The following is a 25,519-nucleotide window of genomic DNA, read 5'->3' on the forward strand; positions in this document are numbered from 1 at the left end:
ATGCGTTTGCCCGGCAAATGCGGCTCCATCCGATCCCACTGGTGATCTTTCAACATCAGACGAACTCCGCTCACCCAAGCCTCCGCGCCCAAAAGGAGCTTGAATCAGATTTGCGAGTCCGTCGAAAGCCTGAATGTCAACGCGCTCTAATGGCTGATCGTCTCTACAACGTGCTGTTCCTCTGCACGGGCAACACCGCCCGCTCGGCCCTGGCCGAGGGCATCCTGCGCAAGGATGGTGCCGGCCGCTTCAACGCATTTTCGGCAGGGAGCCAGCCGAAGGGCGTCGTCAATCCGTTCGCGATCAAGGTGTTGGGGAGCTTCGACTAACCGACGGACGGCTTCCGCTCCAAGAGTTGGGACCAGTTCGCCCGGCCGGACGCGCCCGTGATGGACTTCATCTTCACCGTCTGTGACAGCGCGGGCGAGGCCTGCCCGGTCTGGCCGGGCCATCCGGCTTCCGCCCACTGGGGCATCGAGGATCCCGCAGCAATCCAAGGTCCGGACATCGAGAAGGAAAAGGCGTTCGTCCAAGCCTTCAAGTACCTGAAGGACCGGATCTCCGCCTTCCTGGCCCTGCCCATGGCAAGCCTCGACGAGATCGCCCTCACCCATCACCTGAAGGAGATTGGGCGCCTTGAGGGCGCGCCGCCCGCGACTGTCCTTCCCTTCGACCGCCGCCAGGCCTGAGGTTCCTCATGGACGTCATCATCTACCACAACCCGGATTGCGGCACGTCCCGCAACACGCTGGCCATGATCCGCAACGCCGGGATCGAGCCGCACGTGATCGAGTACCTGAAGACGCCGCCGACCCGACTCCTGCTGCGCCAGCTCATCGACCGGATGGGCATCGCGGTCCGCGACGTCATCCGCGAGAAGGGCACGCCCTACCATGAGCTCGGCCTCGATGATCCGATGACCGACGACCAGCTCTTCGACACGATGCTGGCGCACCCGATCCTGATCAACCGTCCGATCGTCGTCACGCCGAAGGGCGTGCGCCTGTGCCGGCCGTCCGAGGCCGTCCTCGATCTCCTGCCGCCACAGCAGGGCGAGTTCGTCAAGGAAGACGGCGAGTGCGTGGTGGACGAGCACGGACGCCGCGTGACCACCGCCTGAAGGATTCAGTATGTCCATTTTCGAACGCTATCTGACTCTCTGGGTCGCGCTGTGCATCGTGGCCGGGATCGCCCTTGGCCACCTCTTCCCCGGGTTTTTTCAGTCCGTGGGTGCCCTGGAGGTCGCCAAGGTCAACCTGCCTGTAGCGGCCCTGATCTGGCTCATGATCATCCCGATGCTGATCAAGATCGACTTCGCCTCGCTGGGACGGGTGCGCAAGCACTGGCGCGGCATCGGCGTGACCCTCTTCGTCAACTGGGCCGTCAAGCCGTTCTCGATGGCGGCGCTCGGCTGGCTTTTCGTCGGATACGTGTTCAAGCCGTACTTGCCAGCAGACCAGATCAACTCCTACATCGCGGGCCTCATCATCCTGGCGGCCGCGCCCTGCACGGCGATGGTGTTCGTGTGGAGCCGCCTGACCAAGGGCGAGCCGCACTTCACCCTCAGCCAGGTGGCGCTCAACGACGTCATCATGGTGGTGGCCTTCGCGCCCATCGTCGGCCTGCTGCTCGGCCTGTCCGCGATCACCGTGCCGTGGGACACGCTCCTGCTCTCGGACGTGCTCTACATCTTCATCCCGGTGATCCTCGCCCAGTTTCTGCGTGGACGCCTGCTGGCGAATGGCGGTGAGGCATCCCTCACCGGTTTACTGCGGATCCTCCAGCCGCTGTCGCTAGTGTCCCTCCTGGCCACCCTCGTGCTGCTGTTCGGCTTTCAGGGCGAGCAGATCCTCGCGCAGCCCCTGATCATCGCCATGCTGGCGGTGCCGATCCTGATCCAGGTCTACTTCAACTCGGGTCTGGCCTACCTGCTCAACCGGGTCGCGGGCGAGCAGCACTGCGTCGCCGGCCCCTCGGCCCTGATCGGTGCATCGAACTTCTTCGAGCTCGTGGTGGCCGCCGCCATCAGCCTGTTCGGCTTCAACTCCGGAGCGGCTTTCTCGACCGTCGTCGGCGTGTTGATCGAGGTGCCTGTGATGCTGTCCGTCGTGTGGATCGTGAACCGCAGTCAGGGCTGGTATGAGCGCGGCGCCAAGCGGTCAGCTCCCTCGATACGGAGGGTTCCAGCCGATGAGTGATCGTCCCAACATCGACTTCTCCGTCCTGGATGTTCCGGACCACAGCAAGCTGGAGCCAAGGCGTGTGTCCACGCGCCCTCCTGCTCTACAGGCCCCTGAGGGAATGCTCCTATAGCCCCTTCCTGACATTCGAGGCCGAACGGCTCCTCAGGGATTTCGGGGCCGATACCTGCGTTTTCGATCCGCACGGCCTGCAGCTGCCGGACGCTACCGCCAGTGACCACTCCAAGGTGCAGGAGTTGCTGGAGCTGTCGGGGATGTCGAGTAACTTTTGATGAGGAGCCGCGGCTTAGAAACCGCTGCATGACCAAACCTCTCAGCTACAAACGCCACCGGTTATCACCCCAGATTATCGCCCATGCAGTCCGGCTTTACTTCAGATTCCCGCTGAGCCTGCGATTGGTTGAGGAGATTTTGCTCGATCGCAGCATCGTCGCGTCCTATGAAACGATCCGCCGCTGGTGCAACAAACTCGGTCCGGAGTACGCCCGCGGCCTTCGTCGCAAACAGCCATGTTCGACTGACATCTGGCACCTCGATGAGGTAGTCATCCGCATCTCTGGCAAAAAAGCACTGGTTGTAGCGGACTGTTGAGCAGAACGGCTTTTCTTGCAGGTTGCGACTATCAAACACGCCCGGTTCAGGCTAAGCACGCCCCAGCTCCAGCAATTCCCCTCCCGATGCGATAGTTTCCGATGAGCAAAGTGCTTCGGTATCTCTCTTGGGCCAAACGCCTTATTCCCGATCTGACTCATATCAGTCGTCTGGAGCAGCTTCGCGTTTGCGCTGGAATCTTATTGAGACGGCTTGGGTGATCTTGAACTGTGCCGGAGCCTAGCCGGCTATACGGTCCTATCCATGACGGCCGATCTTTCAACTGCACCCAAGCCGTCTCAGTAACGGGCATTATGACGGTCGGATTCGTCGGAGCAGGCTTTCTCGGCTCTCCTGGGAATCTGCCTCTCCTGAGTGCGCCTTTGGGAGCTTCCGCCATCATTCTATTTGCTCTGCCGGCGAGCCCGTTGGCACAACCATGGTCCATTCTCGGCGGGAACGTGGTGTCGGCGGCCATCGGGGTGACATGCGCCAAATGCCTGGGAGATCCGCTCATGGCGGCCATGCTCGCGGGGACTGTCTCAGTGGCCGTGATGTTCGTTCTCCGGTGCCTGCACCCTCCGGGCGGAGCTCTGGCGCTGATGGCTGTTCTTGGCGGACCGGCGATCAAGGCTGCCGGGTATGGGTTTGTCCTTTGGCCTGTCGCGCCCGAGTCATTGATCCTGCTGGTGATGGGAGTTCTGTTCAACAATTTAACCGGTCGACGCTATCCGCATCTGACCAAGCCCACCTCGTCCAATCATCACAAAACGACGGACCCTGCACCCTTGCAACGAGTCGGGTTCAGGAGTGACGATCTGGATGCGATCCTGCGCGAAAACGATGAAGTCGTTGACGTGAGTCGCGACAGCCTTGAGGCCTTGTTCAGGAAGGTCGAGGTGCAGGCATATCATCGCCGATTTGGGCGAGTCGTGTGCGCAGATATCATGTCTCGCGACATTGTATCCGTTACAGCCGAAACGCCACTGCGTGTGGCGTGGGGGCTTCTTCGTCAGCACAGTGTGAAAGCCTTACCGGTTGTCTCCGACAATCACCACGTCGTTGGGATAATCACCCAAGCCGATCTCATCAAGCACAGTGACTGGGATGCCAATCGAGGCCTTCGGATCGGCATCCGTCAAATGGCCCGTCGGGTGATCCGGATCGAACGAGGACAAGCAGGCTCCGTGGGACAGGTCATGACGGCTCCCGTCCCAACAGCCCGGCAAGATGTGGCTGTCGCCCAACTCGTTCCACTGATGGCCGACGCTGGGTTGGAGCAAATTCCAATTGTGAATGACGATGACCAGCTCGTTGGCATCGTGGCGCAGTCAGATCTTATCGCGGGGCTGTTCCGATCTCAGTTGGCAACGGCATCGGGTTCACCCGAGCGTGGACGAGCGACCTTGTCTGTTGTAAAGTAACAACGGCTTATCGGTGATGTTCTTGGATCCGCCCGCACTCGTGGACTGAAGCAGGGTGCCTGTTTTGCCTGCCCTCGGCCATACCGGAGAGGACATTGGCGCTCTCACTATGGCAAGCCGAGTCCAGATCGTGTGGTAGGCCCGCAAACGGCATTGGTGCGGGCTCGGTTGCCCGGCCCGGGCGGGGTTTCTTCCCCCCGGTTCCGGGCGACTAACCCGTTAGGCTTAAGGACCCCCAAGGTCGATCAGGACTGGCACCCGCTTCGCGGGAGCTCTTGTGTTGCCGCCAGAGAAACTTGACGCCATGATGCTCGCCTCGGCTCCATGCCACACGTGCATTAACACGCAGGTTGAGGCTGGGGATCTCCAACACGAACTCCTTTGGTAGAGCGACAGCCGTTGGCAACCTGATCCGAACACCGCCGGCGGATATGTTTTCGACAGTACAGGTCACGGTCGGCGATTGCTTTGGAAGCACAATATTGGCACTGAAATCTGACGAGCGTCTGCAATGCCAGCGGCGTTCATCCTCTCTCATCATTGTGCTCTAACGCCTCCAGGTGAGTCGGTGCCTGACAACCGCCGATCCATGGGAGCGATGATAACCGCGAAAAGAATGGCGCCGCCGGAGACCCCTGCTGTCGGTGCGCGAACGATACGCCTGTAGAAGTTCTCAGGAATGTCCGACGAGATGGCGTGACGAATGTGGTGGAACGCGGCAGCAGCCAAGCCGATCAAGGTGCCATGATTAGCGCACCGTGAGAAACTCCAATTCTGCCCCGGTCCCAACTCCGTTTTCATGCGGTCCGACGTTCCTCAAACTCACTATCCTTTGGGTCCCCGAAGGCCGGCGTGGAAGACTGATTCAGATGAGCTCTGAGAACGTCCGAGGGAATGAACGTGATGGCCCGGCGTGGATCAATCGGGACCTCGACCCCTGTTTTCGGGTTCCGCCCCACCCGCTCTGCCTTGTCGCGCACATGGAAGGTGCCGAACCCCGACAGTTTCACACTCTCACCTGCGGCAAGACTATCGCAAATCTCTCCCACAACCTGTGAGACCATCTCCGCGGCCTCAGTTCGCGAGAGATCGATCTTTTGACAAACGGCATCAATGAGGTCTGTCCGGATCACATTCTTGCGCGCCATTACCGCAGCCTAGACTGGCCAAAGAAATGGGCTGCCGTTGCCAGCAGCCCCAAGTTGGGGAGGAAACCCTCTTTGCAGAGGAGCGACACCGCATGTGCACAAGGGAGTCAGCGGGTCGCGAACGCTCCTTATCGCCAGACGCTTTTATTTGAAATCCCATGTCAGCAATGTAATCGATTACGAAATTATATTTTTTCAAATGGAAATAATTTGTGACGGGGAAGACACAGAGTGCAGGCGTCTTCTGCAGCCTTCATGGCTATTCTCGCGTGCTGAATCCCGTTCTCTGCTCTTGCACCTGAGTGGGACGCCATCTTGCGAAAGTTCAGTCGCACCATCCTCCCGCACCGCCTTCTTCCAAAGACAGAATGCGCCCGCGCAATTCGGCTCTGTCACGACTTGCTCATCCTTTCGTTTGCGACAATCGACCTAAAAGAGCACGAGATGACTGTCTGTGATCCTTAGACAGCAAAAACGATCTCCATCCAGGAATGAATAGAGAAAATCCAACTCTTGAACCCAGGTTCATTGCCACGCTAAAACCGTTCGCAGACTGAGGGTCTTCTCTTGGTTCGTCGGAAGCCCGTGTGTGGCGTTGATGTCGGCGCTTCTTCTGAGAACTGAGCTCGATTCGTGCAGCACGGAATTGACCAGGATCGATCGCCGGAGCGACGACGCTGCGTTGCAGGCGGCCTAGTGCATCGACAGCCTTCAGGAACGAATGCACCATGAGGAAAGTTGTTGCTGCCAAGTTGCACGGCATCCACGTGACCGAGGCAAACTTGAACTATCACGGCTCGATCACCTTGGATCCGGAACACTGTGAAGAGGCGGGGATCTTTCCACTAGAGTTCGTGGAGATCTGGAACAAGAGCTCCGGCGCCCGGATCTCGACGTATGTCATTCTCGGGGAGCGCGGATCGCGGTGTTGCATCTTGAATGGCGCGGCGGCACGAACCTGCCAACCTGGGGATCCAGTGATCATCTGCAACTCGATCTATATTCCTGAGGGGCAAATCACCGCGATGGCTCCGAGAATCTTGACCTTCGACCGCGACAATCACGTCAGTGAACGTCTGAGCTATCAGGTGCGGCTCGATGAAACAGGACGCTATCAATTTTCGATTCTCGATGAGCAAGGTGTCAGGCAGCCGATCCCCCTTTTCACGGGCGTTGGGTAATCTCGCCCTCGCCGCTTGTGAGCGGATCACCGATGACTGAAGGAGCAGCGCGGCTCGTGCGCCCCAATCCCCACATCATCTTCGACCAGGCGACCTTCGCTCACGGTGAGCGCGTTGTTTTCGACGGCTTCTCGCTTTCGCTGCAAGAGCGGCGCATTGGGCTCATCGGATCCAACGGCTCGGGCAAGAGCTCGCTGCTTCGGCTGGCCCACGGATTAGCTCTGCCGGCGGGCGGTATCGTCACAACACTTGGCCTGAACACAGGTACACACAGGAAGCAGATCCCGTCTCAGGTCGGCTTTCTGTTTCAGAACCCTGATCGCCAAATCATCTTTCCAACGGTGGGTGAGGAGATTGCATTCGGCTTCCAGGAGCGAGGGGACACACGACGTGAAGCTATGCATCAGGCTCTGGTTTGGCTCAGCCGGTTCGGTCGAACAGACTGGTTTGAGCGAGTGGTGCACGATCTGTCGGAGGGGCAGAAGCAACTGGTCTGCCTGATCTCTGTCCTCGCCCTTGAGCCAAGTCTCATTTTGCTGGACGAGCCCTTCGCCAGCTTGGATCTCTCGACCCGGCTCGCCTTTGCGGACCAGCTACAGGCTCTCGATCAGCCAATCGTCATGGCCAGCCATGATCTCGACTTCCTGGCACCGTTCGATCGGGTCGTGTGGTTGGAGCAAGGACGGGTTCGAGCCGATGGACCTCCGCGGGACGTCTTGGAGGCCTACAGAGCGGAGGCGCATCGGGGGATGAGGGAGCTCGTATGATTGCGGGATACCTCGCCGGCCCCACGTGGTTGCACCGCGTTCCAGCTGGCCTGAAGCTTGCAGCCGTCACGGTCTTGAGCTTTCTCGTCCTGCCGGTGACGGATTGGCGGGTGCTCGGAGCGGGACTGGTCCTGGTGCTGCTGATCTACGCCAGCCTTGGGCGCGAGGCCTTGCAGCGCTTGGCCTTGCTCAGGCCCTTGATCCCATTTCTGCTTGTGATCGCGCTGCTCCAGGGCTGGCTGGAGACGTGGCCTGCGGCCGCGGCCTCGACCACACGCATCCTCCTGATGGTGCTGGTCGCAAGCCTCGTGACCTTCACCACGACCATGCAGAGCATGATCGACGCCCTGGCTCCGGTTCTGGCACCGCTCAGACGGCTTGGGTTCAATCCCCGCGTGCCCGCCCTCGGCATCGCCCTGGTGCTCCGCTTCGTTCCGGTTCTGCTGTCCGCGTGGCAGCAGCGCGAGGAGGCCTGGCGCGCCCGCACCGGCCGCCGCGCCTCGATCAGACTCATTCCCTCCTTCATCGCCGAGGCGCTTCGCATGGCTGACCAAGTGGCCGAAGCCCTCGACGCGCGCGGCTTCAACACCCGTCCCTCCGCTCCACATCCTCCAGGAGACAAGCTATGACCACCCGTGAGTTCGTTCGCGTTGCACTGTTTGCAGCGATCATTGCCGCCCTCGCGCTTCTGCCCAAGATCGACCTTCCCTTTGCGGCTGGCGTCCCCGTGACCGCTCAGACCCTCGGCGTGATGCTGGCCGGCGTTCTTCTCGGCCCTCGCTCTGGGGCCGCGGCCGTTGTGCTCTTTCTCGCGGTCGTGGCGCTTGGGGGCCCGCTCCTGGCCGGCGGACGCGGTGGGCTCGGGGTCTTCTTTGGCCCGACGGTCGGTTTCCTGCTGGGCTGGGTTCCTGGTGTGATTGTGACCGGGCTGGTCTTTCGTGCGCTGCCCAGGCTGCCCGCTGGCATCTCTGCCGCCGCAGCGTCAATCCTGGGCGGAGTTGGTGTCATTTATGCATGCGGAATTGCAGGTCTTGTCCTCATGACCGGAATGCCGCTGGCGAAAGCGGCCCTGGCAAGCCTCACCTTCCTGCCCGGCGACCTTCTGAAGGCCATTGCAACGGGCGCGGTTGTGGCGGGCATGCCGGCGTCCATGCGCGTGAGAGCATCTGTCCCGCAGCCATGAACGTGACCGCGGCCATTGCGGAGCACGCCCGGGCAGCCCCGGATCGCCTCGCGCTGATCGTTGAGGACGATGCGCTGACGTACGCGCAGCTGGAGGAAGTCGTCTCCCGCCTGGCCGCATCGCTGCACCAGGAGCCTCTGGGCGGGATTGCCCTTCATCTGCCCAACGGTCTGCCTCTCGCGCTGCTGAGTCTGGCTGCGGCCCGGGCGGGTCGCGAAGCCCAGATCCTAGATCCGGACTGGCCTGCGGAGATGACGCAGAGGGTTCTCGCCAGTCTGCGCCCTGCCCGCGTGTTCACCTCCACCCCAAGTGTCGCGGGTGATCAGGTTGTTCTCATTGATCGATCGGCTTCACTCCAAACGCTCAGTGCGTCTCTGGCTCCTCCATGTCACGGAGCGGTCCCAAAGACCGATCCCAGCACAGCCTTCTATGTCGGTTTTACGTCCGGATCGACCGGGGAGCCCAAAGGATACCGCCGCTCGCATCGCTCCTGGCTGGAGAGCTTCACGGGCGATGCCATCGAGTTCGGTCTTGGTCCCACCGATATTGTCGCCGCCCCCGGGACGCTCACCCACTCCCTGTTTCTCTATGCCTTCATGAATGGCCTGCATGCCGGGGCAACAGTCATCCTGAGCCGTCGTTTCAAGCCGACGCAGGTGCTGCACCTCATCACCCAGTACGGGGCGACGGTGCTCTACGGTGTGCCAACGCAGCTCACTCTGGTGATCGAGGCGGCTGAGGAGGGGCAGCAAGAGCCATTGTCGTCCCTGCGCTGGATCCTGAGCTCGGGCGCCAAGTGGTTTTCCGAGGCCCTGCCGCGCCTTAAAGCCTTTGCTCCCAATGCCCGCTTTGCCGAGTTCTATGGAGCGTCCGAATTGAGCTTCGTGACAGTGGCAAAGGATAGCGAACCTGTGCCTGTGACGTCGGTTGGGCGGGCCTTTCCGGGGGTGACCATTACCATCCGCGATGAGGCTGGGTGTGTCCTGCCGGTGAGCCAGCCTGGACGAGTTTTCGTCGAAAGCCCCCTGGTATTTATGAACTACGCCTATGGCGGGACTGGCGGCTGTTGGCGCGCGGGCTCGGCGGTTTCGGTGGGTGATGTCGGTTTCCTCGACGCAGGCGGCTTTCTGCATCTGGTCGGCCGCGCCAACCGAATGATCGTCTCGTCTGGCAAGAACGTCTATCCGGAGGAAATCGAGCGGGTCTTCGAACAGCATCCGGGCATTGCTGCCGTGGCTGTGCTCAGCATGCCCGATGCCCAGCGGGGCGAGCGGATCGTTGCGATGCTCGCTCTGCGCGATCAGAGCGTCAGTCGCTCCGCTCTCATCGCTTATGGCCGCCGGGCTTTGCCGCTGTTCAAGGTGCCGCGGGTCTATGGGGTCGTTAGCGACTGGCCACTGACGCGCTCCGGCAAGACGGATCATGAAGCCTTGCGCGAAGCATGGCCTCAGGGCCGCTACAAGGCTCTGCGATGAGCCGCGCGTTCCTGATTGCAGCTCGGCGCATCGCTGTCGTCCCATGCGGGGGTGCATTTGCGGGCTTTGAGGCGCACGAACTGGCAGCAGGTCCCATCCGGGCGGTGCTCGACGACGTCGGCGTCTCGGCTGCACAGGTCGACGAGGTCATTCTGGGCAACGCTCTGTATGGCGGCGGAAACCCAGCCCGCCTTGCCGCGCTCGCCGCCGGCTTGTCCGAAGCGATCCCCGCCATGACGCTCGACACCCAATGCTGCGCAGGCTTGGATGCGATCCTGGCAGCGGCGACCCGTATTCAAGCGGGCGAGGCAAACCTCATCGTGGCGGGGGGTGTGGAGAGCTACAGTCGCGCGCCCATGCGGATCAGGCCTCCGAAAGGTGCTGACGACGAGCCCCAATCGTACGACCGCCCTCCCTTCACGCCGTGGTCTGATCAGGATCCGGACATGATTCCGGCGGCAGCCGCCTTAGCGGAAGAACTCGCGATCCGGCGTGCCGATCAGGAAGCATTCGCCGTGGCGAGCCACGCCAAAGCCCTGAGCGCGCAGCACGTGGGCGAGATTGTGCCGCTCGGGGGTGTCACGCAGGATGCCTTCCCACGCAAGCTGACACCGGCTCTCTGTCGTCGGTTGCCAGTGCTGGCCGGCGACAGGGTGCATGGAGTGACCGCAGCGACCGTGGCCGTCGAGGCCGACAGCGCCGCCATTGTTCTTGTGGCCTCCGCGTCCATCGCTCAGCACGTGGATCGCACGGTTTTGGAAGTGCTCGGGGGAGCCAGGGTGGGCGGTGATCCAGTCCGGCCCGGCCTTGCGCTGATCCCGGCGGCCCGTAGGCTGCTTGACCGCCAAGAGGCCACGGTCTCTGAGCTGTCGCGTGTGGAAATTATGGAAGCTTTCGCCGTACAGGCGATGGCTGGGATCGCAGCCTTGGGTCTCGACGCAAGCCGCGTCAACTGTGGCGGCGGCGCCCTTGCGAGGGGGCACCCCATTGGCGCTTCAGGCGCAATCCTGGCCGTTCGATTGTGGCATGAGATGGCGCAGTCGAGGGTTGGTGGCTTCGGACTTGCAGCAATTGCGGCTGCTGGAGGGCTGGGAAGCGCACTTCTCCTTCACTCTTCCGGAGATTGCATGGGTGAACCTTTGCGCGTCAAGCAAGCGTCGGATCTCGGCCAGTTCCTGCATCAGCCGCTTGGTCCGACTCAATGGCATCAGGTGGGACAGGATATCATCAACGCCTTTGCGGCGCTGACCAACGATTTGCAATGGATTCATGTCGATTCGTCTCGCGCCGCTCATGAATTAATCAGTGGGCGAACGATCGTTCCGGGTCACCTGCTCCTCGCCCTCCTGCCGTCCTTGATCCGGGAGACCTATCTCGTCACGGAGGTCCAGAGCGGCTGGCTTGCAGCCCTGCGGTATGTGCGATTCCGGCAGGCCATCGCATGCGACGCGCCGTTCCGACTGTGTGGGCGTCTTCTGGACGTGAGTCAGCGAGGGTTGACAACGTTTGTTGAGATGCAGTGCGAGCTGGTGTTGCTCGACCGAACTGTTGCCTTGGAGGCCAACCGCGTTGATGCATTCCGGAGCTGAAAGATCACAGTCAACAAGCCGCTCAAACGCCCTGCGAACACAACTCGTTGATATCGCCCATAGCAACGAGCGCCAGCTTCTGATGGCCCTGATCCCTCAGGAGGCCGGCTGCTCGCCACGCTCGCAACCCGCTGCGGCAGCAGAGCACGATTCGGCGCGAATGTGAGATATCCCGGCTTCGTTCCACGATCGTGTCCACGGTCGCGCGGCGGGCCTGCGGAAACGGAGAGACCAACACCTCATCAAGGCTTCTGAGCTCAAAAACAGTATCTTCGGCGTTGACATCCGATGGCGCGATAAACGGCGGTGCGAAACCAGTCGCCTCTGGTGCATCCAGGAACGAAAACCCGCCAAACTCCAGTTTTTTCAGATCAACCGAAACCAGCCGCCCGAGGGGTGACGGATCCAGGCCCAGAATCAGGGCCAACACCATCTGCGCCTGCAAGCCACCAAGCACGCCAACGTCCGAGCCCAGGACCCCGAGCGTGGCGCAGTTCCCAAGATTCTGAGGAATATCCGGAAACACGGAGCGGTAGCTCGGAGCACTGGCACAGAAAGCACCAACATAGCCCTTCAAACCCACACAGGACGCACTGACCAAGGGTTTGCCCGCTGCCTTGCAGGCATCGCTCAGAATGTACGTGACCGCGATGCTATCGGCGGCGTCCACGATGACATCTGCGCCTCTCACGAGATCCTTGGCCGCGGCGGGACCAAGGGAGATGGCACGCGCGTCAACAACCACAGACGGGTTAAGGGCTTCGAGAGCCTTCCGAGCAGCCTCGACTTTCCGCTGGCCAATGTCGGTCGTGCGATAGAGCGGCTGTCGGTGCAGGTTGCTCTCGTCAACGCGGTCATGATCCACAATCATAATGCGCCCGATACCCGCCGCCGCGAGGTATTGCAGGACGGGACACCCAAGACCGCCGGCCCCGACCACCAGCACCGATGATGAAGCAAGCGCGGCTTGACCAGCCTCACCCACCTCCGGGAGCACGATCTGCCGTGCATAGCGTGTAGTCATCCCATAATCCTCGTCAACGCGATCCAACGGTGGGTTTGTTGCTCCGGGTCCGGGTGCCGGAGAATGTCCGTCACCACCGCCACACTGTCAGCGCCAGCATCCAGAACCACTGGGATGCGGTCGATGGTCAGACCACCGATCGCAACGAGCGGAATCTCTCCAATGAGCTGCTTCCATTCCGTGATGCGGCTCAAGCCCTGTGGAGCCCAAGGCATCTGCTTCAGGACTGTCGGAAAGATCGGTCCCAGAGCCACGTAGTCCGGAGCAGCCGAGAGCGCCTGATCGAGTTCGCTGTGATCATGCGTACTCACACCCAGCAGCATGCCAGCCTTTCGAATGGCAGCTAGATCCGCACCGGCGAGATCTTCCTGTCCGAGGTGAACGAAGGTGCAGCCTTCCGCAATGGCAAGCTTCCAGTAGTCGTTGACCACAAGTTGAGCACCGTGCTGCTCGCAGCAGATCCTCGCCTCTCGAATCTGACGTGCGATTGCGGCATCGGACTCATTCTTGATGCGAAGTTGAACGAGTTTCACACCGAGCGGCACCAGGCGCCGCACCCAAGCCGCGTTATCGACAATGAGATAGAAGGGATCAAGCACGAGCGTCATGCCAGCAACGCCCTGCCGATCACCGGAGTTGACGGGCGCGCCATCTCCCGTGGCTCCATCGGAATGGAGCGTCGGGCCAGCCGTCCCGCTTCAACCGCCAGGGCGAAAGCCTTGGCCATCCCGACCGGATCACCGGCCTTGGCAACCGCGGTAGTTAGAAGAACCGCATCGAACCCAAGCTCCATCGCTGCCGCAGCGTGTGAGGGTAGGCCAAGCCCAGCGTCGACCACAAGCGGCACATCGGGAAAGTGAGCCCGGAGCATCTTCAATCCAAAGACATTGTTGAGACCTCTCCCTGAGCCGATCGGTGCACCCCAAGGCATCAGAACCCGACAACCCGCCGCCAGCAGGTGTTCGGCCACAACAAGGTCCTCCGTCGTATACGGAAAGACCTGGAAGGCTTCTTCGGTCAGAATGCGCGCAGCTTCGACCAAGCCGAAGACGTCCGGCTGGAGCGTGTCCTCCTCGCCGATCACCTCGAGTTTGATCCACGGCGTACCAAAGACCTCCCGGGCCATATGGGCCGTTGTGACCGCCTCCTTGACCGTGCGGCATCCAGCCGTATTGGGCAGAACGCGTGTGCCGAGATCACGGATGATCGACCAAAAAGCCTGTCCGGCCAGATTGCCACTCGCCTCGCGCCGGAGTGAGACGGTTACCACCTCTGCACCCGCGGCTTGGACCGCCGCTGCCAGGATGGCCGGTGATGGATATTGTGCGGTTCCCAGCATCAAGGGTGACGCAAGCTCGACATCATAAAACATCATGCCCTACCCTCCTTGCATCGGCGCGAGGACCTCGAGACGATCGCCGTCGTTCAGCTCGATGGCCGATCGCTGGGATGCGGGCACGAATCGTTCATTGACGGCCGTGGCCACAACGGCATCGCCGAAGTCGAGCTCACACAGAGCGCGCGCCAGGAGCCGCTCCTCAATCTCACGCTCCTCACCATTCAGGATAATCCTCATGCGTCATCTCCAAAGTCGCTCTAGGGTAGAGTACTGCATCGGCGACCCGGGTCGCGAAGGCAGGAGCGAGCAAAAATCCGTGACGGTACAGGCCGTTGAAGTAGATCGTTCGGCCGCAGTCCCGGATCGCGGGCAGATTGTCAGGAAAGGCGGGCCTGACATCGGCTCCAAACTCGATAATCTCGGCCTCGCCGAAGGCCGGGTGAACAGAATACGCTCCATTGAGGAGTTCAACCGCTGAGCGTGCCGTAACGCGACCTCGATCTGAGCTCTCGATCATCGTTGCTCCAATCATGAAGAGCCCATTCTCGCGCGGCACGATGTAGAGGGGGATGCGCGGATGAAGCAGGCGGACAGGGCGTTGGAGGGAGATCTCCTGTGTTTTGACGAGCAGCATCTCACCCTTGACGCCGCGCAAGTCCGGAAGATCCCCCTGCGCGGCAAAGCCGCGACAGTCGATGGTGCGGTCGACATCACGATCCTCGGTGGTAGCCTCGGTACCAAATCGTAGAGAGACACCAAGCTCTACAAGACGTGCAGCGAGTGCTGTCAGCGCGCTGCGGGGGTCGAGGTGCGCTTCGTCCGCGAAAAACAGGCCTTTGTAGAATCGTCCTTTCAGATCAGGCTCGATCTCCGCAATCTGATCGCCGTCGATCCAGTCAAAGCGTTCCGTTCTGCGAGCAAAGTGAGTGAGTTCGCCCACGTCGCGTGGCTGTGCGATCACCAATGTACCTTTGCGTGTGGTCCCTGGAAATCGCCTCAGCCACCAGTCGATGGCACGATGACCCAATTCCGCCACGGCAGGATCTGAGCTCTCACGTTCACACCAGGGTGCGAGCATACCGCCCGCGCACCAGGAACAAGCGGCCGCACCGAGGTATGGGCCACGGTCAAGGACCTCGACCATGGCGCCTCGCTCGGCTAATTCCAGTGCCGCTGTCAGGCCAGCGACACCGGCGCCAATGACACGGATGTGCATTGCGCTACTCCGAGGCTGGGACATACAGCTGACCGCCACTGGCCAAGAACTCGTGGCTTTTGGTGCGCAGGCCGGCCAGGTGCTCCTGAGCCTCAGGGCTCATTGCCGCCACCTCCGCCCGCAAATCCTGGGTGATCTTCATCGAGCAGAATTTCGGACCGCACATGGAGCAGAAATGCGCCACCTTGTGCGCGTCCTTCGGCAGGGTCTCATCGTGATAGGCGCGCGCCGTATCCGGATCCAGCGAAAGGTTGAACTGATCCTGCCAGCGGAAGTCGAACCGGGCGCGAGACAGGGCATCGTCCCGCACCTGCGCCGCCGGGTGGCCCTTTGCCAGATCAGCGGCATGAGCGGCGATCTTGTAGGTGATCACCCCCGTCTTCACATCGTCCCGGTTCGGTAGCCCGAGGTGCTCCTTGGGCGTCACGTAGCAGAGCATCGCCGTGCCAAACCAGCCGATCATGGCGGCGCCAATGCCGGATGTGATGTGGTCATATCCGGGTGCGATGTCCGTGGTGAGCGGACCAAGGGTGTAGAAGGGCGCTTCTCCGCATTCACGGAGTTGCTTGTCCATGTTCACCTTGATCTTGTGCATCGGCACATGGCCGGGCCCCTCGATCATGACCTGACAGCCCTTGCCCCAAGCCACCTTGGTGAGTTCGCCGAGGGTATCGAGTTCCGCGAACTGGGCGGCGTCATTCGCATCGGCGATGGATCCGGGGCGCAGGCCGTCGCCCAGAGAGAATGAGACGTCATAGGCCCGCAGGATGTCGCAGATCTCATCGAAGCGCTCGTAGAGGAAGCTCTCCTTGTGATGCGCCAGGCACCAGCGCGCCATGATCGAGCCACCGCGGGAGACGATGCCAGTGACGCGGTTGGCTGTGAGCGGCACATAGGGCAGCCGCACACCCGCATGGATGGTGAAATAGTCGACGCCCTGTTCGGCCTGCTCGATGAGCGTGTCCTTGAAGACCTCCCAGTCGAGTTTGACCGGATCGCCACCGACCTTTTCCAGCGCCTGATAGATCGGCACTGTGCCGATCGGCACCGGCGCGTTGCGCAGGATCCAGGAGCGGATGTTGTGAATGTTGCGCCCCCGTGGAGAGATCCATCACCGTGTCGGCGCCCCAGCGGATTGCCCAGACGAGCTTTTCCACCTCATCGGCTGCGGTCGAGACCACGGCAGAGTTGCCAATATTGGCATTGATCTTGACCAGGAAGTTGCGCCCAATTGCCATGGGCTCCAGTTCCGGGTGATTGATGTTAGCCGGGATGATAGCGCGGCCTCGAGCCACCTCCTGGCGCACGAACTCCGGCGTGATGAAGGGCGGGATGGTGGTCCCGAAGCTCTCACCATCGGCAATCCTCTCCTCCGCCTCGGCCAGCATGGCCTCGCGGCAGAGGTTCTCGCGGTGCGCGACGTAGATCATCTCCTCTGTGATGATCCCGGCCCGGGCGAACTCGTATTGAGTCACGAGCTGACTGGAGGCGGCACGGCGCACGACACGCTCGGCCGGACATGGTGCCACAAGCGCGTCGACCGAAACATTCCCATTGTCCTCAGGTTTCACGGGTCGCGGCTCGCCCGCCACATAATTCCGCGCCGCGATCCAGGGTTCGCGCACAAGTGGAAGACCTTTGGCGAGGTCAATGACCGCATCCGTCTCGGTATAGGGACCAGAGGGGTCGTAAACGCGGACCGGTGCCTCATTGGGATCCGTCAGAACAATCTCGCGGAAAGGCACCCGGATATCGGGTCTGCTATCAGGTGCCGCATAGGCCTTGCGCGAGCCCTGAATGGGACCGGTGGTGACGGATTGGGGAGCACCCTTAGGCGCATCGACATGAACAGTCACTGGATCTCTCCTCTTTGACAAAGGGAGATCCGGGCAAGCGAGCTGAGGGATCGCGTGTCGCTCGGTAGTTCCAGTCCCTCCGCCGGTATGACCCGGATCAGGTTCAAGGGTCACGGCGGATCAGCCGACTCTCAGCCCCTCACAGGGCTCCCCTCGGAACGGATGCGATCCTCGTGGACGTGGTCTCGGCTGTCAAGAGCTGAACAGATTCGTTCTTGCAAAAGGAGAACCAAGGAATTATCACGGCAGCATCTCCTTGGGGTGCCCGCTCGGGCTGAGAGGTCGTCTCGATCAACCCATCGAACCTGATCCGGATTATGCCGGCGGAGGGATGGCGAGTACACCGGCGTTCGGATCGGATGCTTTTAGTTTTCGAGAAGTGGCCAGGCATCTGCTCAGCCACCTTCGCGGTCAGCGCACGCGCGTCCATGCGATCACCAATGCTGCGGCGCGAACCTTTACGTTTAACTATTTGCTGGACGCAGGCGGCATTCGCTCTCTGATCCCCGCGCTGCTCGCCGATCTCGGCAGGCTCGACAGCAAGCGTCGTGCGGCGGTCGCGAAGGCTATTGCGGCTGCTCGCGCGCACGCCAAGCCCTGGATCCTCAATTCCGACTTTGTTGAAGCCTCCCCGCCCCGCCTGGAATCTGCTAGCTCCGGCCTTACGGGCAGGTCGCATGTCCTGCGCTCCGACGCAGGCGAGCTTTCGGCTCTCGCGGGAGCGGACGCAACACCTGAAACCGTGCAGGCCTTCGCGAAGGCTCACGGTACGATCGCGGCCTTGATTGGCGCGGTGGGCTGGATGACGGATCGCGTCCCCATCATTCGCGTCGAGAACAGTCATCCGCTGATGACCCGAGTGACTGCCACGGGATGCCCCGGAACCATCCTCGGCGCAGCACTTGGCTCCCTGCATGGCAGCCACCTGAAACCCCGGCTACGGCATAGGGCGGATCAGGGTCTGATATCGCGGAGTGTTCTGGCATGACCGCCATTGCCGTCACGATCGCGGGCTCGGATTCAGGCGGTGGCGCCGGCATCCAGGCGGACCTCAAGACCTTCTCGGCCCTCGGCGTCTATGGTGCGAGCGTGATCACCGCGCTCACAGCCCAGAACACGATCGGCGTTCAGAGCATTCACGATGTTCCTCCTCAGTTCGTCACACAGCAGATCGACAGCGTCTTCTCTGATCTCACCGTCAACGCGGTGAAGGTCGGCATGCTGTCACAACCCGCTGTCGTCGAAGAGGTGGCGGAAGGGCTTGCGCGTTACAGCGCAGCGCGGGTCGTACTCGATCCCGTGATGGTGGCGGCAAGTGGCGATTGCTTGCTCGTGCCGAGGGCCATTGACGCGCTGCGCCGCGTGTTGCTCCCCATGGCGCTGCTCGTCACGCCAAATCTTCCGGAGGCTGCGGCGCTCCTCGACGAGCCGTTGGCTCAGGACGAGCAGACCATGTGCCGTCAGGCCAAGCGCATCCTGGCACTTGGCCCCAAGGCCGTTCTCCTGAAAGGCGGCCACGGCACGGGACTGGAGAGCACCGACATTCTCATCGATCAGCAGGGCATATGGCGCTTTGCGGCGTCTCGCATCGACACGCGCAATACGCATGGCACCGGCTGCACCCTGTCCTCGGCCATTGTAGCCGGGCTCGCCAAAGGCTTGTCGCTCCCCGACGCGATTGCTGCCAGCAAGCGCTTCATCACTGCCGCCATTGGTGCTTCCGATCAACTCCATGTCGGGCGCGGGCACGGACCCGTGCATCACTTCCATGCCACTTGGTCCTAAGCACTCACGCCGTGCGGCGCTAGGCGCCGGAGTCTCGGTTCTCGCGACACCCACTGTTACTCGCACGCGAACCCTCCGCCAGGGCGCGTTCCCCTCTAAACGTCAGGAAGATCTCATTGACTGCGCAAGTCATTCGGGTCTCGTTGGCGAACCTGCGCCTGACGGGGGCTGCTGGCCAGAGCCGCTCCGGTTGGGAGACATCCGACGGCGGAGACCTCGAGACCACATCGGCTTGCGTGCCGACGCATTTGAAGTGGATGGATCTGCAAACGCGCGACTCTCCTAAGCGCTCACCCGATCCGCTTCTGCCCGGCGTAAACGACAGCATACATCCATGTGGCAATGGGAATGCATTCGATCACACGCCGCCCCAGAATCGCCATGGCTTTTCAGCCGGAGGGATCAAGACGCCTAGCCTGCCCAAGCATCGAAGCCGAGGGTGTATTGAAGTTGCGGCTGGTTTTGAGCAGTGCCTTTTGGTCCGCCGATCAACCAGTGCTCGACTTCTGGCGCAAACCGCGCCAGAAGGAAAACCCTTCGTGACCTGAAGTGAGCCATGACCGCGATCCTGAAAGAACTCGGCACACGCACCTTGAACATGGGTGTCCTGAACGTCACGCCGGACTCGTTCTCAGATGGAGGTCTGTTTAGCGATCAAGCCACTGCCGTCAGCCATGCCCGCGAGATGGAGAAGGCCGGCGCTGACATCATCGATGTCGGCGGAGAGTCCACGCGCCCGGGCCATACGCCCGTGGGAGCCGAGGAGGAGCAGCGGCGGGTTTTGCCGGTGATTCAGGCTCTTGCTCCTGTCTTGACGGTGCCGATCTCCATCGACACCTATCGAGCGGCAACGGCCCAGGCGGCCCTCGCGGCGGGAGCGAGGATCGTCAACGACATCTGGGGGTTTCAGCGCGATCCCGGCATGCCGGCCGTCGTGGCGGAGCACGGTGCTTTCGCGATCGTGATGCACAACCGCGCCCAGCTCGATGCTTCGCTCGACATCATGGCCGACCTGCTGCGCTTCTTCGAGCGGTCCCTGACCCTCGCCCACCAAGCCGGCATCCCGGACGCCCACCTGATCCTGGATCCCGGCATTGGCTTCGGCAAGACCGCCGACCAGAACCTGGAGGCCCTCCGCCGCCTGCCGGAGCTGAAGGCACTGGGCTTCCCCATGCTCGTGGGAGCCTCCCGCAAATCGGTCCTGAGCCGCTTTTACGATCCCCAGGTCCCGCCACGAGACCGGCTCTTTGGCACCTTGGGGGCGCATCTGGCTGCTGTGAGCCGAGGAGCCGACATTGTACGTGTTCACGACGTCAGGGCGCACGTCGAGGCCTGCCGCGTGGCTGACATCGTGCTGAGGACCCTGCCGTGAGCGACACGATCACGCTGTCCCGTCTGGCACTGTATGCCCATCATGGCGTTCACGCCGAAGAGGCCCGTTTGGGGCAGCGCTTCTATGTCAGCCTGACCTGCTCGCTCGACCTGAAACCGGCCGGGCAGGCTGATGATTATCGGCAGACCGTCTGCTATGCGAGCCTCGCCAAGCTCGTTCATGAGATCGGCACAATGCGTCGCTTCGAGACCATTGAGGGCCTGGCCGAGGTGATCGCCACCAGCGTGCTCGACGGCTTCCCGCCAGTGGCGTCCGTGGCAGTCCGGGTCGAGAAGCCCCAGGCGCCGGTCCCGTTCATCCTCGACGGTGTTGCGGTCGAGATCAGGCGGTCGCGCAATGGCTAGGGTCACGCTCAGCCTCGGCAGCAATCTCGGCGACAAGCGCGGCGCCATTGCCAAGGCCTTGTCCGCTCTCGACGCGGGTGGGGCACGGATTCTCACCCGCTCCGCCGACTACCGCACGGAGCCGTGGGGCCGGTTGCTCAGGACTGGTTCGTGAATGCCTGCGCTGTCGCTGAGACCGAGCTTGCGCCGCATGACCTCCTGGCCCTGTGCCTTCAGGTGGAACGGGACCTCGGACGGGTCCGGGACGTCAAGTGGGGTCCACGGGTGATCGACATCGATCTTCTCACCTACGAGGATCTGGAGGTGAACACCCCCAGCCTGGCACTGCCCCATCCCTATCTCGCGGAGCGCGCCTTTGTTCTGGTGCCGCTGGCTGAGATCGCACCTGAGCTGAAGCTGGGTCGGAAAACCATTGCAGACATCCTCGCTACCATGAACTGCAGGGGCATCACGAAGCTGGCTTAGCTGAATGCAGGGCTGTTGCCGCCAGTTCCAATCGCAGGCCAATCTCATGATCCGTGTCACCTCATCAAGGCGAGGAGCTTGGCGCGAATATGCTCGACTGTCTTCTGTCCGGTGCGGGAGAGCGGCTTGCCGTCGAGTTCCGTCGCGTGCGTCACGAGCACGACAGAGTTGGTCAGAAACACGGCATCGGCTTGAAAGAGGCTGTCCCTCGACAGGCTCACCTCCTGAGGGATCAGTCTAAGTTCGGGGGCCACAACATCGAGCACAAGGGCACGGGTGATTCCAGGCAACACTCCATTGTCGAGGGACGGGGTCAGCAGGCTCTCTCCCTGGAGGACGAAAATGTTTCCCGCACTGGTGCAGGCCAAATGCCCGCCCGTTTCCAAGAGGAGCGCGTCGTCCGCACCCTGATCCAGCGCCTCCTGCAGGGCGAGGACGTGATCGAGATAGGCAAGCGTTTTGTATCGTGATGTGGGAGAATGAGGATTGCGTCGGATCCGCGCCGTTGCCAAGCGCACCTCCGCAGCCGTCGGATTGGGGGACCACGGTCCGGACGCGCTCGCAAAGATGGTGGGCTGTGGAGAGGCAGGAGGACGCAGGCCGCGTGGCCCCGCCCCACGGGTCAGCGTCAGGCGAATGATGCCGCCATCGGGGAGAGCGGCAGTCAGATCGTCAACCGGCCGTCGCAGAGACGCCCGGTCGACCGGGATGTTCAAGGCAGCCGCTCCGGCAAGAAGACGATCGAGATGGGCGTCGAGGATGAAGGCTCGGCCATTAGCGACAACGAGCGTCTCGAACAAGCCGTCGCCCAGCAGAAGCCCCCGGTCACGCAAGTCGAAACCGGCTCGCGGATCGTCCGAGATCACTCCATCAAACCACAGCACAGCGACCCTCCCCGGCTTGCGCAGCGAGATCGAGGAAGTTGGACAAGAGCGCGTGTCCCTGCTCGGTCAGGATGGACTCCGGATGAAACTGCACGCCAAAGGTGGGGTGGCGTCGATGCTGCAGGGCCATGACTTCGCCGTCTTCAGAGCGCGCGGTCACCGCCAACTCCGTCGAGTTCCGATCCTCCTCGACAATCAGTGAATGATAACGCCCCGCCTGCAATGGATTGGGCATGCCGTTGAAGATGCCCTGACCGTTATGCCGGATGGCAGAGGAGCGCCCATGCATGGGGTGGCGTGCCCGCGTGACCCGCCATCCGAAGATCTGCCCGATGCATTGATGACCAAGGCAAATCCCCAGAATCGGGAGCGATCCCGAGAGATGCCGGACGATCTCGCAGGACACGCCGGCTTCTAACGGGGAGCATGGCCCCGGCGAGAGCACGACGGCTTTCGGCGATAAAGCGCGGATCGTGCCAAGATCGATCGCATCGTTGCGGACCACCTGCACCGTCTCGCCCAGCTCGGAGAAGTACCGCGCGACGTTGAAGACAAAGGAGTCGTAGTTGTCGATGATCAGAATCATTCCGGTCATTTATGCTTCAAAGGCCGCAAATAGGCGCTGGGCCTTCGCCAAGGTTTCCTGGTACTCGGCCTGCGGGTCGGAGAGCGCCGTGATCCCACCGCCCGCGTGAAACACCGCTGATCCGTCTTTCAGCATCACGGTCCGGATCGCGATGTTCATATCAGTTGTCCCGTCGAAGCCAAAGTAGCCGATGGAGCCACAATAGACCTGCCGGGCGCAGCGTTCGATCTGCGTGATGATCTCCATGGCGCGGATCTTTGGCGCACCCGTGATCGACCCGCCCGGGAAGCAGGCTGCTATTACGTCGGTTGCCGTTGCGCCTCGATGGAGTTGACCCTCGACGGCTGAGACGAGATGGTGAACGGCCGCATAGCTTTCCAAGTCACAGAGCACCGGCGTGCGCACGGTGTGTGGCCTGCACACCCGCGACAGGTCGTTGCGCAGCAGATCGACAATCATCAGGTTTTCGGCCCGATCCTTCTCAGAACACAGCAGTGCCTCCGCCAGGTTTTGGTCACGTTGCTGATCAGAGGAGCGAGAAGCTGTGCCTTTGATCGGGCGTGTTTCGACACAGCCCCGGTCGACCTTCACAAACCGCTCGGGGGAACTCGAGGCGATCGTCATCTCGTCGAAGTCGAGAAAGGCGCCAAAGGTTGCAGGATTCACCCGCCGCAGCTGGCGGTAGAAGGCAAGCGCATCGAAGTCATTGGAAATATGAGCGATAAAGCGCTGCGCAATGTTCGCCTGAAAAATGTCTCCGGCCAGGATCGACTCGATCACAGCCTTAACCGCCTCCCCGTAGCCGCTGGCCGAAAAGTTTGATGTCCATCGGCTCGCGAGCTTGCAGTCACGGAGCGGGCACGGCCCATGGCTGAGAAGCCCCCGAAAGTACTGGGCGCGCGCTATAGCCCGCTTCTGACGTCTGTCTGGATCCTGCTCGGGCCAGCCGGTTGAAACAAGCCACGCGTCGCCGCTCCGGTGATCAAAGCTCGCGACAACATCGTAGAATGCGAGCACGGCCTCCGGGCAGGGGTAATCGGCCGGCGCCGGTGTGAGCCTCTCGAAGGTATGCCGAAAATCATAGGCCAGATACCCTGCCGCACCCCCTTGGAAGGGCGGCAGGCTGTCTACCCTCGATTGGCAGTACCGATCTAACAGGCAGCGTAGGGCGGACAGCGGAGATTGTGGTAAGGGGTCGCCGTTCCAAAAGGCTCGCCCACCCCGCACGACAAACCGGCCGAACGGGTCCGCGGCGACGAAGGAGTAGCGCCCGAGCCCAGGATGGCGCAGGGCGCTGTCCAGAAACAGCACATCGGGCAAGTGCGACAGTGTCTGCACGCAGGTGAAAGCGTCAAGGCTGCCAAGATGTTCAAGATGGGTTGGGTGTCGCATGCCATCGGCCGTCGATAATCAGATCAAGGTGGGGGTTCTTGGGCTGCTTACCTCATGCAACAAGCGGTGGGGGAAAGCGACTGGGCGCGAAACCGAGGCCGATACAGTAATCGGTCACGTTTGCACCGGCATGCGAATCCGCTCATCCCGCTGGCGCAGCCAGGACATCACCGGGATGCTCAAGACCACCATCCAGGCTTTGCCGAGGATCTGCGGCAACAGGAATTCCAGGCTGCCAAATGCCAGGGCCAGGAAGACGATGCTGTCGATCACGAGGCCGACGACGCTGCTTGCCACCACAGCCAGGACCAGCCCCCGCTGCTGCAATGGTGTGTAGACGGCCTGGTCCGCCAGTTCGGACAGCAGGAAGGCCGCGGTCGAGGCGAGCACGAGCGTGGGCGGGGCAAAAACTGCCGAGAGGATGGCCCCGAGACCAATCGCCGCTAAGGCCCAGGACCGCCCCAGGCGCCGCTGAACGAGATCGCGCAGCACCAGTGCCAGACCGACGATGAGTACACCGCTCGGAGCGGCCAAGCCTGGGGCGACGGGGATCAAGCAAGGGCCCCCTGGAACACAGACAGTTCCTAGGTTGCTGACGAGCCAATTGGCGGCTGGGATACAGCCGGTAAAGCCCGCAAAGGCCGCAAGACCTTCGATGGTGCGGCGTGCCTCAAGATTCATGTTTATCCTCTCTCGGGATCTTATTTCGATTGTCGCGCGACTGTCAGTTTCGAGCCTCAGGAGGACTGCTTTTCCTGGTATTTCCGGCAAGCTTCAATCCAGAAGTCTGGGTCCTCGTATGGGGTTGGATCCTCAACTCCAGAGAGGTGGAACGCCTCGCGCCGCTCGACGCACGTACCGCAGCGCCCACAATGACGCTCGCCGCCCTGATAGCAGGACCAGGTTTCCGCAAAGGGCACGCCGCGCCTTGCGCCTTCGCGCACGATGTCGGCTTTGCTCTGCCGCACGAATGGTGTGTAGAGGGCGATATTCGCTAGCCCCTCCAAAGCACGGCGCTGCATGGTCTCGAACGCCTCAACGAAGCCCGGGCGGCAATCCGGATAGATGAAGTGGTCGCCGCCATGGACGGCCGCCGCTACGGCCTCGGCCTGCTCGGCGGCAGCGATGCCGAAAGCAATCGCGAGCATGATGGCGTTGCGGTTCGGCACCACGGTGATCCGCATGGTGTCTTCCGTATAGTGACCCTCCGGCACCAATTCGCTGCTGGTCAGCGCCGATCTGGTCAGGAGGCGTCCGACGGCCGATATGTCGATGATGTCATGCGGTACGCCGAGGCGGTCGGCGCAGGCTCGCGCGGAGTCGAGCTCCTTTTTATGACGCTGGCCGTAGTCGAAGGACACGAGACGCGTGAGGGTTCGCTCAGCCGCGACTTCGTGCGCGAGCGTGACGGAATCAAGTCCGCCGGAACAGATGACGAGGGTCTTCACCAGGGCTCCTTGTTTTGACCGGGTAGGCTGCGACCGGATCGACCCACAGGCCGATGATTGTGCGGTAGACGGATGAGGAAACGAGAAGCATCGTTGATGGCCGTTGGTGCATAATTGAGAGGTGGGCCGCATGCACCCCTTAGCCCTGGGGTTCAGACGAGGCGCTGGGATACTGGCATGCCAAGGCTGGTCATGATGTTGATGACCTTGCAGCCGACCGCAGCTTCG

General features: G+C 61.8%; 28 protein-coding genes, 3 pseudogenes and 2 riboswitches. Of the genes and pseudogenes, 18 read left to right on the forward strand and 13 right to left on the reverse strand.

Annotation, left to right across the window (positions count from 1 at the left end; genetic code table 11):
* The first annotated feature begins 149 nt into the window (after nt 1-149).
* The 6 genes and pseudogenes from FS320_RS18635 to FS320_RS18660 all read left to right on the forward strand — a co-directional run bounded on the left by FS320_RS18635 (nt 150) and on the right by FS320_RS18660 (nt 4,216).
* Nucleotides 150-689: pseudogene (locus tag FS320_RS18635) on the forward strand (arsenate reductase ArsC).
* 8 nt (nt 690-697) lie between these two features.
* Nucleotides 698-1,120 carry an arsenate reductase (glutaredoxin) gene (gene arsC / locus FS320_RS18640; RefSeq protein ID WP_152713315.1) on the forward strand — a complete coding sequence of 141 codons (423 nt, stop codon included), beginning with the start codon at nt 698-700 and terminating at the stop codon, nt 1,118-1,120.
* Between the two features lie 10 nt (nt 1,121-1,130).
* Complete coding sequence (arsB, locus tag FS320_RS18645; RefSeq protein ID WP_152713316.1) at nt 1,131-2,198, forward strand: ACR3 family arsenite efflux transporter; 1,068 nt, start codon at nt 1,131-1,133, stop codon at nt 2,196-2,198.
* Between the two features lie 62 nt (nt 2,199-2,260).
* Nucleotides 2,261-2,473 carry a hypothetical protein gene (locus FS320_RS18650; RefSeq protein WP_192926306.1) on the forward strand — a complete coding sequence of 71 codons (213 nt, stop codon included), beginning with the start codon at nt 2,261-2,263 and terminating at the stop codon, nt 2,471-2,473.
* Between the two features lie 28 nt (nt 2,474-2,501).
* Nucleotides 2,502-2,778: pseudogene (locus tag FS320_RS18655) on the forward strand (IS6 family transposase); the annotation flags it as partial.
* A 328-nt stretch (nt 2,779-3,106) separates the two neighbouring features.
* Nucleotides 3,107-4,216 (forward strand): HPP family protein, encoded by a 1,110-nt coding sequence (locus FS320_RS18660; RefSeq protein WP_152713317.1) that lies wholly within the window; start codon nt 3,107-3,109, stop codon nt 4,214-4,216.
* Nucleotides 4,217-4,427: 211 nt separating this feature from the next.
* On the opposite strand, the gene FS320_RS50765 is transcribed toward FS320_RS18660, so the two are convergent.
* Both FS320_RS50765 and FS320_RS18670 read right to left on the reverse strand, forming a co-directional pair.
* The gene (locus FS320_RS50765; protein WP_152713318.1) at nt 4,428-4,757 is read right to left on the reverse strand and encodes a PilZ domain-containing protein; all 330 of its coding nucleotides are present in this window, start codon (nt 4,755-4,757) and stop codon (nt 4,428-4,430) included.
* A 256-nt stretch (nt 4,758-5,013) separates the two neighbouring features.
* Nucleotides 5,014-5,364: an integration host factor subunit alpha gene (locus FS320_RS18670; RefSeq protein ID WP_152713319.1), complete on the reverse strand. Its 351-nt coding sequence runs from the start codon at nt 5,362-5,364 to the stop codon at nt 5,014-5,016.
* A 728-nt stretch (nt 5,365-6,092) separates the two neighbouring features.
* Here FS320_RS18670 and panD point away from each other — a divergent pair.
* From panD to FS320_RS18700, 6 genes are read left to right on the forward strand one after another with little or no spacing between them, the layout of a single operon-like run.
* Entirely contained in the window at nt 6,093-6,545 is a 453-nt protein-coding gene (gene panD, locus FS320_RS18675; RefSeq protein WP_152713320.1) for an aspartate 1-decarboxylase, read from the forward strand.
* Nucleotides 6,546-6,577: 32 nt separating this feature from the next.
* Nucleotides 6,578-7,312, forward strand: a complete 735-nt coding sequence (locus FS320_RS18680; protein ID WP_152713321.1) for an energy-coupling factor ABC transporter ATP-binding protein — start codon at nt 6,578-6,580, stop codon at nt 7,310-7,312.
* Complete coding sequence (locus FS320_RS18685) at nt 7,309-7,941, forward strand: energy-coupling factor transporter transmembrane component T family protein (protein WP_152713322.1); 633 nt, start codon at nt 7,309-7,311, stop codon at nt 7,939-7,941. Before FS320_RS18680 ends, FS320_RS18685 begins: the two co-directional genes overlap by 4 nt.
* Complete coding sequence (locus FS320_RS18690) at nt 7,938-8,495, forward strand: biotin transporter BioY (protein ID WP_152713323.1); 558 nt, start codon at nt 7,938-7,940, stop codon at nt 8,493-8,495. Before FS320_RS18685 ends, FS320_RS18690 begins: the two co-directional genes overlap by 4 nt.
* On the forward strand, nt 8,492-9,970 hold the full coding sequence (locus FS320_RS18695) for an AMP-binding protein (protein ID WP_152713324.1): 1,479 nt from the start codon (nt 8,492-8,494) through the stop codon (nt 9,968-9,970). Before FS320_RS18690 ends, FS320_RS18695 begins: the two co-directional genes overlap by 4 nt.
* Complete coding sequence (locus FS320_RS18700; protein WP_162003086.1) at nt 9,967-11,559, forward strand: acetyl-CoA C-acyltransferase; 1,593 nt, start codon at nt 9,967-9,969, stop codon at nt 11,557-11,559. Before FS320_RS18695 ends, FS320_RS18700 begins: the two co-directional genes overlap by 4 nt.
* Before the next feature lie 22 nt (nt 11,560-11,581).
* Here FS320_RS18700 and FS320_RS18705 read toward each other — a convergent pair whose 3' ends face one another.
* The 6 genes and pseudogenes from FS320_RS18705 to thiC form a co-directional block, all read right to left on the reverse strand.
* A complete protein-coding gene (locus FS320_RS18705) occupies nt 11,582-12,583 on the reverse strand; it encodes a HesA/MoeB/ThiF family protein (RefSeq protein WP_152713325.1) in 1,002 nt (333 codons plus the stop codon).
* Complete coding sequence (locus FS320_RS18710) at nt 12,580-13,191, reverse strand: thiamine phosphate synthase (protein WP_152713326.1); 612 nt, start codon at nt 13,189-13,191, stop codon at nt 12,580-12,582. Before FS320_RS18710 ends, FS320_RS18705 begins: the two co-directional genes overlap by 4 nt.
* Entirely contained in the window at nt 13,188-13,958 is a 771-nt protein-coding gene (locus FS320_RS18715; protein WP_152713327.1) for a thiazole synthase, read from the reverse strand. The genes FS320_RS18710 and FS320_RS18715 overlap by 4 nt, the downstream gene beginning before the upstream one ends.
* A gap of 3 nt (nt 13,959-13,961) precedes the next feature.
* Complete coding sequence (gene thiS, locus FS320_RS18720) at nt 13,962-14,159, reverse strand: sulfur carrier protein ThiS (protein ID WP_152713328.1); 198 nt, start codon at nt 14,157-14,159, stop codon at nt 13,962-13,964.
* Nucleotides 14,137-15,138, reverse strand: a complete 1,002-nt coding sequence (gene thiO, locus FS320_RS18725) for a glycine oxidase ThiO (protein ID WP_152713329.1) — start codon at nt 15,136-15,138, stop codon at nt 14,137-14,139. Before thiO ends, thiS begins: the two co-directional genes overlap by 23 nt.
* A 4-nt stretch (nt 15,139-15,142) precedes the next feature.
* Nucleotides 15,143-16,994 (reverse strand): annotated as a pseudogene (gene thiC, locus FS320_RS18730) (phosphomethylpyrimidine synthase ThiC).
* A 56-nt stretch (nt 16,995-17,050) separates the two neighbouring features.
* Nucleotides 17,051-17,158, reverse strand: a riboswitch (TPP riboswitch).
* 83 nt (nt 17,159-17,241) lie between these two features.
* Nucleotides 17,242-17,343: riboswitch (TPP riboswitch) on the forward strand.
* On the opposite strand from thiC, the gene FS320_RS18735 reads away from it, so the two are divergent.
* The 6 genes from FS320_RS18735 (at nt 17,326) to folK (ending at nt 20,981) form a co-directional block, all read left to right on the forward strand.
* Nucleotides 17,326-17,982, forward strand: a complete 657-nt coding sequence (locus FS320_RS18735) for a hydroxyethylthiazole kinase (RefSeq protein ID WP_152713330.1) — start codon at nt 17,326-17,328, stop codon at nt 17,980-17,982. It overlaps the preceding riboswitch by 18 nt.
* On the forward strand, nt 17,979-18,779 hold the full coding sequence (thiD, locus tag FS320_RS18740) for a bifunctional hydroxymethylpyrimidine kinase/phosphomethylpyrimidine kinase (RefSeq protein WP_152713331.1): 801 nt from the start codon (nt 17,979-17,981) through the stop codon (nt 18,777-18,779). The genes FS320_RS18735 and thiD overlap by 4 nt, the downstream gene beginning before the upstream one ends.
* A gap of 556 nt (nt 18,780-19,335) precedes the next feature.
* Nucleotides 19,336-20,151, forward strand: coding sequence for a dihydropteroate synthase (folP, locus tag FS320_RS18745; protein ID WP_152713332.1), 816 nt, complete (start codon nt 19,336-19,338; stop codon nt 20,149-20,151).
* On the forward strand, nt 20,148-20,516 hold the full coding sequence (gene folB, locus FS320_RS18750) for a dihydroneopterin aldolase (protein WP_162003087.1): 369 nt from the start codon (nt 20,148-20,150) through the stop codon (nt 20,514-20,516). The genes folP and folB overlap by 4 nt, the downstream gene beginning before the upstream one ends.
* Nucleotides 20,509-20,670 (forward strand): 2-amino-4-hydroxy-6-hydroxymethyldihydropteridine diphosphokinase, encoded by a 162-nt coding sequence (locus tag FS320_RS50770; RefSeq protein ID WP_420846744.1) that lies wholly within the window; start codon nt 20,509-20,511, stop codon nt 20,668-20,670. Before folB ends, FS320_RS50770 begins: the two co-directional genes overlap by 8 nt.
* The gene (folK, locus tag FS320_RS18755; RefSeq protein ID WP_420846746.1) at nt 20,667-20,981 is read left to right on the forward strand and encodes a 2-amino-4-hydroxy-6-hydroxymethyldihydropteridine diphosphokinase; all 315 of its coding nucleotides are present in this window, start codon (nt 20,667-20,669) and stop codon (nt 20,979-20,981) included. Before FS320_RS50770 ends, folK begins: the two co-directional genes overlap by 4 nt.
* A 56-nt stretch (nt 20,982-21,037) precedes the next feature.
* On the opposite strand, the gene FS320_RS18760 is transcribed toward folK, so the two are convergent.
* From FS320_RS18760 to queC, 5 genes are all read right to left on the reverse strand, one after another.
* Nucleotides 21,038-21,865: an aminotransferase class IV gene (locus FS320_RS18760; RefSeq protein WP_162003088.1), complete on the reverse strand. Its 828-nt coding sequence runs from the start codon at nt 21,863-21,865 to the stop codon at nt 21,038-21,040.
* A complete protein-coding gene (locus FS320_RS18765; RefSeq protein WP_152713338.1) occupies nt 21,852-22,451 on the reverse strand; it encodes an anthranilate synthase component II in 600 nt (199 codons plus the stop codon). Before FS320_RS18765 ends, FS320_RS18760 begins: the two co-directional genes overlap by 14 nt.
* Nucleotides 22,452-22,460: 9 nt before the next feature.
* Nucleotides 22,461-23,843, reverse strand: a complete 1,383-nt coding sequence (gene pabB, locus FS320_RS18770) for an aminodeoxychorismate synthase component I (RefSeq protein WP_152713334.1) — start codon at nt 23,841-23,843, stop codon at nt 22,461-22,463.
* A gap of 114 nt (nt 23,844-23,957) precedes the next feature.
* The gene (locus FS320_RS18775; protein WP_152713335.1) at nt 23,958-24,524 is read right to left on the reverse strand and encodes a VUT family protein; all 567 of its coding nucleotides are present in this window, start codon (nt 24,522-24,524) and stop codon (nt 23,958-23,960) included.
* 56 nt (nt 24,525-24,580) lie between these two features.
* Nucleotides 24,581-25,291: a 7-cyano-7-deazaguanine synthase QueC gene (queC, locus tag FS320_RS18780; protein WP_162003089.1), complete on the reverse strand. Its 711-nt coding sequence runs from the start codon at nt 25,289-25,291 to the stop codon at nt 24,581-24,583.
* Between the last annotated feature and the right edge of the window lie 228 nt (nt 25,292-25,519).

The organism is Microvirga tunisiensis, from assembly GCF_009296175.1.
Classification (GTDB): Bacteria; Pseudomonadota; Alphaproteobacteria; order Rhizobiales; family Beijerinckiaceae; genus Microvirga; species Microvirga tunisiensis.